Here is an 8,085-nt window from a genome sequence, read left to right as displayed (position 1 = left end):
CTAGGGCCGACGCGTGTGCTCATGTAGCCGACTCATGTAGCCAATTCACGCAGCCAATTAAAAAGGCCGTTATCCGGTTACCGGATGACGGCCTTTCTGTTTGCCCTGCGAGGGCAGGCCTGAGCCTGCTACACCGTGCGCGCATCGCTCCTGCGAGAGATGGGCCGCGCCAACATGGCATCGGTGTCGAACAGCGCAAAAGCGACCTTGGCCAGCACACCTGAATTCTTCCAGCGCAGATAGTAGCGATGTGCAGTCTGATAAGGCGCATACCGGTCGGGCATGGCATGCCACGGTTTGCCCGTGTGGAGTATCCACAGCACACTGTTCACCACGCAACGGATGTCGATGCTGGGACGGCCGCGCCGAGGTCCATGGTCTTTCATTTCAGGCAGGAGCGGCACGATGCGATGCCATTGCTCGTCGGTGAGATCCTGAATGGCTGGCGAGCGAGCCAGCGGGTGTGACGGGGGATTATCCATGCAGTAAGAGCGCACCTGCAGCACACGTGCCAGCGTCGCCGCGAAAAATAGTGTCTATCGATCAATCGTTTCAGACTACCTCAAGCGCACCGTCGCGAAAGTCAATTATTGTCAGACGCGTGTGCGCAATTGTCAGCAATCGCAATACGTTACTTCGTTAGTGGGCGCGCCTGGCGCCGGACTCTACGCGGACAACGCCGTTAAGTACACCGACACATACAAAGGCCCGACAATGGCCACGATGTACTCGTTGGGTGCCAACGCGGAATCAACGGGCGGCGGCGGCTTCTCGGGACAAGTGCCGGGCACGAACAATCAGACCAGCGTTGCACTCGGTCTGCGGACGTTTTTATAAATCGTCTGGATCAGGCAAGGGTCCACTCGGACCCTGCAAGGCGCGGCGGCATTCAGCATCAAGGCCAGGCACCGCTGATCAATATGCCGCGCCCATAAAAAAAGGTGCCGCGAACGGCACCTTTTTCCACAACAACTAGCTTCTGCGGAAGCTTAGAAGCGGTGACGCAGACCGACCGTAGCAGCCGTCTGGTTCTTCGACGACGACGGCAGTTGCGTGTTGTCGCCGCTGTAGATCGAAGCGACACCGCCGTCGCCCATTGCGTGCTGGTACACGGCTTGAGCGTAGACGTCCGTACGACGCGACAGCGAGTAGTCAGCTTGCAGGCCGATCTGGTGGTAGCGGACCGAATCCGAACCACCGTTGGTCGCAACGCCGTAGCCCTTGCCGTCCGTGAACGTGTAAGCAACGCCCAGGCTCATCGCCGGGGTCAGGTTGTACTTGCCGTTGACTTCGTAGTTGTTCGCGCTCAGCGATTGGCCGCCAATAGCGTTGTCGATACGCGATTGCGTCCATGCCAGACCGACCGTAGCCGGACCGAACGCGTACGAACCGGCTGCGCCGAATTCACGCTGACGGAAGTTGCCCGTGAAGCCCAGGATCGAGCCGTCCGAAGCGCCGCCGTTGCTTGCCGTGCCTGCTGCGTTCGTTGCACCCGGGTTGTTCTGCTGTGCGTAAGCAGCGCCCAAACGCAGACCTTGCCACTGGTATGCAGCACCAACGCTGTATTCGCGGTTGTTTGCGAATGCGCCAGCCTGGTTCGAGAAGCCGTACGTGCCGCCGAACGTGAAGCCAGCGTAGTTAGCGCTCGAGTACTTGATCGAGTTGTTGACTGCGTAGCCGCCGTTCGTGCTCAGGTTGTCGTTGTTGAACGGGTGAGCGAAGTACGTACCGCCCCAGCTGCCCGTTGCGGTCAGCGGTGCCAGGTAGTCTTGTGCTGCGTCGTATTGACGACCCAGCGTGACCGTACCGAATTGCGCGCTCGACAGACCGACAAACGCTTGACGGTTGAACATGCCGTTGTTGTTAGCGAACTTGCCGTTGTTGATATTGAAGCCGCTTTCCAACGTGAAGATTGCCTTCAGACCGCCGCCCAGATCTTCCGAACCACGCAGGCCGAACATGCTTTGGTTGATGCCGCCGCTACCTGCTGCCCACTTTGCGTTGCCGTGGCCGACGCCGTTGGCCGGAGCGACATTGCTGGTGTACGTCAGACCTGCGTCCAGCAGACCGTACAGGGTCACGCTGCTTTGTGCGTGAGCGACAGATGCGAACGATGCGGCAACCGCAACAACGATGAGACTCTTTTTCATGCGTGGGACTCCAGTTCGATAAATTTACGCGGGGAGCGGGACCTGCCTCAGCAGCGCAGCCATCACTCGCTGCCGCCCTGTTGGCCGAACCGTTTCGGATCAGCCGGGCACCCTTTAAACGAAGCGTGAGTGTAGGGGGAGACCCTAGTAGCAACGCCCGCATTTTACGCAACAGGATTTTTCAGAATCCGCAACAATCAAATCGAGACCCGCATTAAGTCTTTATTTTTCAGACGTTTATCGCAAAATTCGGGCTACGGCACGCCTGCTCTGGACAGAAGTTATTTGCAACACCTCAATATTAAAGTTGTGTGTATGCAACAGCATTTAATATGCGTGACGTAATCGGGTCGGAACGATTAAAAGATGAGCGACATCTGATTGCCTGAGAAACAAGCAAATGCGCAAGAGGAATACGATGCGGAGTAAATTTATTTCAGAAAACCGGGAACTTAATTCGATCAATCAGGTCATTTATTCTGCGTGAATTATTCAACATAGAAGTTACGCGCTGTTCGATCGATTAACAGACGTCAATTAACAAACCGGATTGAGTTCCGGGCCGCCCTCCATCTCGCTGCCGTAGCAAAGCCTTGTGTGCGGAACGTGCTAATGAAAAGTGCTGTGCGGCGGTCGCATGCAATCAGGCTTGCGGCCATGCACTCAAAGCGCTAGCGCTTCAAAAAGGGACGCCGCCGAATAAGTGAAGCCTTCAGCACGGGGTATTGCCCGGGGGTGAATTGCGGCGCCGACCGCCGCGTGACAGGAAACCCATGCTGAAAGCGGATGGCATAAATTGAACATGCCTTCCGTATTTGATTAACGGTGCAGCCGTCAGCTTTTTTACGCGGAGTTTCCCTACTTTCCGGCGGGCCGCCCTTGTGGCGGCCTTGCGACTGGCCGCGCTCGCCGCCTTCCTCAGAACCGAACAGGAACCCGAACGGACATTGACGCCGGCAACCGCCTTCGCGAAAGCCGTTCCCCCAAGCGGTCGAGAATCTGCTCCCAAGCAACGTCCACCCTCGACAGCGCCCTTCGGGGCGACCGCTCTCCAGGTGGAGACAATAGGCCTAAGATAGCGGCACTTGTTCAGGCTGAATTGACAAACACCCTATGGATTTGAATCTGATCGGCCTGTTCGTCGAGATTGTGGAATCGCGTAGCCTCAGCGCCGCGGCGCGCAAGCTCGGCATGACACGCTCAAACATCAGCCAGCGGCTGAAGCTGCTGGAACGCGAAACCGGCGCGCAACTGCTGCGTCGCTCGACGCGAAATCTCGAACTGACGCAAGCCGGACACACACTGTACGACTGCGGCCAGCGCATGCTCGAGGATCTCGGCACGGCGCGCGCATCGATCGACAGCCTCGGGCAGACATTGCGCGGCCGGGTGCGGATCAGCGTGCCGACCGGCTTCGGCCGGATGTTCATCGGCGCGAAGCTGCTTGAATTCGCGCGTACGCATCCGGGCATCACACTGAATGTCACGTTCAACAACCGGATCGAGGACCTGATCGCCGCGGAAGTCGACGTGGCGGTGAGAATCACGTCGACGCCGCCACTGGACTACGTGGCGCGCAACATCTGCTCGATCGACTGGAACCTGTATGCATCGGCCGACTATGTGGAGAAGCATGGTCCGATCGATTGTCCCGCCGACCTCGAACGGCAGACGCTGGTCGCGTCGCCCTACCCTGGCCGACGCGTGACGATGACGCTCACGCATCGCGAGAACGAAGCCGATGTCCACACGATCTCGATGCAGCCCGCGTTGCAGTCGTCCGACTACCCATTCCTGGCTGAGGCCGTGTGTCAGGGCATGGGTGTCGGGCTGTTGCCGGTCTACGTGCCGCATGCGCCGATGAACCGGGGACTGCTGCCGATCCTGCCGCAATACCGTGTCGCCGGTCAGCAGAACACGCTGTATATCGTCACCCTGCCCAATCGCTATCCATCGCCATCGACGCAAGCCCTGATCGACTACCTGCGCGACGAAATCCTTTCGCTCGCGCAGACATGGGTCTGAGGGAGCGCGGGCGGTCGCCCGCCGCGCTCGACGTCAATCTGTAGTTAACAGTCCGTCAATTTTCAGTGGAATTGTCAATACGATTTGGCCAACCCACAATGGGCCCATACGAAAAGCCAATACACGGAGACTGGGACAATGAACCTCAATTGTCTGACGACATCACCCCGCCCGACCTGCGCGGCCAGATTCTCATCGTGACCCTCAACAAGCCAGCCGCGCATTCAAAGTAGAAGCGGCGTCCTCGTCACGAACCCTTGTCAATCTGGATTTGCCATGTCGAACCTGACTTCCTCGCTACCGCTAGCCGGCGTTCGCGTCCTCGATCTCTCCCGCGTGCTTGCTGGACCGTGGTGCGGCATGGTGCTGGGCGATCTCGGCGCCGACGTCATCAAGGTCGAGCACCCGAAGCGCGGCGACGACACCCGCGATTGGGGCTTGCGAGTCGGCTCGACTGAGACGGCCTATTTCAACAGCGTCAATCGCAACAAGCGCTCGGTGAGTCTCGACCTGCAAACCGCCGAGGGTCAGCAGATCGCGCGGGAACTGGCGCAGCAGTGTGACGTCGTGATCCAGAACTTCAAGTTCGGTGGCGCGGAAAAGCTGGGCCTCGGATACGAGCAACTGAAGCAGGAACATGAGGACCTGATCTACTGCTCGATCTCCGGCTATGACCGCACGGGGCCAGAAGCCGCGCGTCCGGGCTACGACCTGGTGGTCCAGGGCGAGGCTGGGCTGATGGCGCTCAACGGCGAAGCCGAGCAGCCGCCGCTGAAGTTCGGCGTTGCCGCTGTCGATCTGTTCACCGGGATGTACTCGGCCCAGGCGGTGCTCGCGGCGCTTTTCGAGCGACAGCAGACCGGCAAGGGACGCCACATCGAAATGGCGCTGTTCGATTGCGGCCTGATGATCACGTCGTATTACGGGCTGGAAGCGCTGATCATGGGCGAAGATCCACCGCGCTACGGCAACGCGCATCCTTCGATTGTGCCCTACGGCGTATTCGATGCAGCCGATGGGCCGCTCGTCATCACGGTCGGCAACAACAGCCAGTTCGCGCGCTTCTGTCGCGAAGTGATCGAACGCCCGGATCTTGCCGACGACGAGCGGTTCAAGACGAACATCAGCCGCGCAGCGAACCGCGAGGTTCTCGTGCCCGAACTCAACCGCGAGATCGGTCGAAGAAACCGCCAGGTGCTGCTGCAACGCCTGACTCAGGCCGGCATTCCATGCGGCGAAGTGCTCGGTCTTCACGAGGCGCTCACCTCGAAGCGCGCGACGGACGCCGGGCTCGTGACGACGCAATCGCATCCGGAAGCCGGCAGCACGCATGTCCTCGCTCCGCCTTATCGCTTTGACGGTGAGCGCTTGCCGGTACGAACTGCGCCGCCGCAACTCGGGGAAGGCACGAAAGATGTTCTGCAGTCGCTGCTCGGCCTGTCGGACGAACGACTGTCACGGTTGAAGGCAGACGGCGTCGTTTAACGTCGTATTGCGCGTCATTGCAACGGCGCTGTTCCTTGGCGCCGATCTTCGAACGGCTGCACCCAAACAGCCGCCCCTCCTCCCGCATCACGTCACACCCGACCACAACAACAAGCGCTGCCCGAAGGCAGCCGGCACAGCAGTCTCATCGAGCCAGCGGGGCTCATTCGATTCACCACCATAACGAAATCAGCAAGTCACAGGTTGGAGACATCCATGCAGCAGGCCCTCATCGATTCAATCAAAGCGAGTCCCGCCTACCGGCAGCTCGTCACTTCACGCCGCCGCTTCAGCTTCACGCTGACGGCGCTGATGATCCTCACTTACTACGGCTTCATCCTGTTCGTCGCTCTCGCCCCGAAAGTGCTCGCCCATCCACTGTATGCGGGCGCCACGACGAGCGTGGGGATCGTCGTGGGTATCGGCATCATCCTGATCGCGGTCGGCCTGACTGGCGGATATGTGCTGCGAGCGAATCGTACGTACGATCCTTTGATGAGTGCGCTTCTCGCCAAAGCCCGGCAAGGAGACTGAACGATGAAACTCATTCGCGCCTTCTTCTGCGCCGGCCTCGCATCGATTGCCGCGCTCGCTCATGCGACCTCCGTCACCGGCCCCGCGCCGGAGCATGTTGAACTGAATCCCGTCGCGATCGGGATGTTTCTGCTTTTCGTGCTCGTCACGCTCGGCATCACGCGCTGGGCCTCGCGCAAGACCCGCACGACGAAGGACTTCTACAGCGCGGGCGGCGGCATCACCGGGTTCCAGAACGGGCTCGCGATCGCGGGGGACTATATGTCCGCCGCTTCGTTTCTCGGCCTGTCCGGCATGGTTTTCGTTTTCGGCTTCGATGGTCTGATCTATTCGATCGGCTTTCTCGTCGGCTGGCCGTTCGTGATGTTCCTGCTCGCCGAACCGTTACGCAATCTCGGCAAGTTCACGTTCGTCGATGTCGTCGCCTATCGTTTCGAGCAGGCGCCCATTCGCCTTCTGACGGCGAGCACGTCGCTCGTCGTCGTGATCTTCTATCTGGTCGTGCAGATGGTCGGCGCGGGCAAGCTGATCCAGTTGCTGTTCGGATTGCAGTACTGGATGGCCGAGGTCATTGTCGGCGCGCTGATGGTGATCTACGTGTTCTTTGGCGGCATGACGGCAACCACCTGGGTGCAGATCATCAAGGCCGTGCTGCTGCTCTGTGGCGCGACGTTCATGGCCGTCACCGCGCTCGCGCAATTCGGCTTCAGCCCCGAGGAGATGTTTCGACGCGCCGTCGAGGTCCACCCCGGCGCGCTGAGCATCATGGGCCCCGGCAAGCTGCTGAAGGATCCGCTGAACGCGCTCTCGCTCGGCATCGCGTTGATGTTCGGCACCGCCGGGTTCCCGCATATTCTGATGCGCTTCTTCACCGTGCCCAACGCGAAAGAGGCACGCAAGTCCGTGTTCGTCGCCACGGGCTTCATTGGGTATTTTTACCTGCTGACTTTCATCATCGGCTTCTCCGCGATCGCACTGCTCGCCCGGCATCCCGAATTCTTCCAGACCGCCGCCGACGGGCATTTCAACCTCACGCGCGACCTGCTCGGCGGATCGAACATGGTCGCCGTCAAGCTGGCCCAGGCGGTGGGCGGCAACCTGTTCTACGGTTTCATCGCTGCCGTGACATTCGCGACGATCCTGGCGGTCGTGGCGGGCCTCACGCTCTCCGGTGCAACCACGGTGTCGCACGATCTGTACGCCTGCTGGCTCGCGCGCGGTAAAACCGACGAAGTCAGGGAAATGCGCATTTCCCGCATCTCGACGTTGGTACTGAGCGTGGTCGCGATCGGGCTCGGCATTCTCTTCGAGCACATCAACGTGGCATTTCTGGTCGGTCTCGTCGCGGCGGTCGCGGCTAGTGCGAACTTCCCGGTGCTGGTGTCGTCGATCTTCTGGCGCGGCATGACAACCCGCGGCGCGGTGGTCGGCGGAAGCCTCGGGTTGATTTCCGCGGTGCTGCTGACGCTGTTCTCAAAGTCGGTATGGGTCGACGTCCTGCATCACGCGCACGCGCCGGTGTTCCTCGATAACCCCGCGCTCGTTTCGGTGCCGCTTGCGTTCGCCGGCATCTGGGTATTTTCGATGCTGGATCGGAGTGCGCGTGCGCAACGCGAGCGGGACGCTTTTGCGCTGCAGGAGTTCTATGGACAGACAGGCATCCTGTCGATCAGAGCCGTCGACCATTGAGTTGATTCTGGACGTGCATCGAGGACGATGCACGTTTGCGCCGCTGAGCCAGCACGATGCGATGAACAAGGACGTGCTTACGCGACTGCCGACGCAGCCCGCAAGCCGCCTCGAAGAACTCCTGCCGCATCGCTGGCAGCCGTCCCTGCAGGCCTGAACCGCACGCTGCCGTCAAGATGGGATGACCGGCCGCTTACGAAGC

At 60.2% G+C, this 8,085-nt stretch carries 6 protein-coding genes and 1 pseudogene; 5 read left to right on the top strand and 2 right to left on the bottom strand.

Annotated elements, in window-relative coordinates:
- Positions 1-128: 128 nt before the first annotated feature.
- Positions 129-482, bottom strand: a complete 354-nt coding sequence (locus tag PQQ96_RS40845) for a transposase (protein WP_408302913.1) — start codon at positions 480-482, stop codon at positions 129-131.
- A gap of 166 nt (positions 483-648) precedes the next feature.
- Between PQQ96_RS40845 and PQQ96_RS40840 the strand changes: the two are divergent.
- Positions 649-789 (top strand): annotated as a pseudogene (locus PQQ96_RS40840) (porin); the annotation flags it as partial.
- A gap of 200 nt (positions 790-989) precedes the next feature.
- Here the strand turns inward: PQQ96_RS40840 and PQQ96_RS40835 are convergent.
- Positions 990-2,150 (bottom strand): porin, encoded by a 1,161-nt coding sequence (locus PQQ96_RS40835; protein WP_408302912.1) that lies wholly within the window; start codon positions 2,148-2,150, stop codon positions 990-992.
- A 1,113-nt stretch (positions 2,151-3,263) separates the two neighbouring features.
- On the opposite strand from PQQ96_RS40835, the gene PQQ96_RS40830 reads away from it, so the two are divergent.
- From PQQ96_RS40830 to PQQ96_RS40815, 4 genes are all read left to right on the top strand, one after another.
- The gene (locus tag PQQ96_RS40830) at positions 3,264-4,175 is read left to right on the top strand and encodes a LysR family transcriptional regulator (RefSeq protein ID WP_408302911.1); all 912 of its coding nucleotides are present in this window, start codon (positions 3,264-3,266) and stop codon (positions 4,173-4,175) included.
- 276 nt (positions 4,176-4,451) lie between these two features.
- The gene (locus PQQ96_RS40825; RefSeq protein ID WP_408302910.1) at positions 4,452-5,660 is read left to right on the top strand and encodes a CaiB/BaiF CoA transferase family protein; all 1,209 of its coding nucleotides are present in this window, start codon (positions 4,452-4,454) and stop codon (positions 5,658-5,660) included.
- A 216-nt stretch (positions 5,661-5,876) separates the two neighbouring features.
- Complete coding sequence (locus PQQ96_RS40820) at positions 5,877-6,194, top strand: DUF485 domain-containing protein (RefSeq protein ID WP_408302908.1); 318 nt, start codon at positions 5,877-5,879, stop codon at positions 6,192-6,194.
- Between the two features lie 3 nt (positions 6,195-6,197).
- Positions 6,198-7,883, top strand: a complete 1,686-nt coding sequence (locus PQQ96_RS40815; protein ID WP_408302906.1) for a cation acetate symporter — start codon at positions 6,198-6,200, stop codon at positions 7,881-7,883.
- Positions 7,884-8,085 lie beyond the last annotated feature (202 nt).

The organism is Paraburkholderia sediminicola, from assembly GCF_046027825.1.
Lineage (GTDB): Bacteria > Pseudomonadota > Gammaproteobacteria > Burkholderiales > Burkholderiaceae > Paraburkholderia > Paraburkholderia sediminicola_D.
This window is presented reverse-complemented; position numbering and strand designations above follow the sequence as displayed.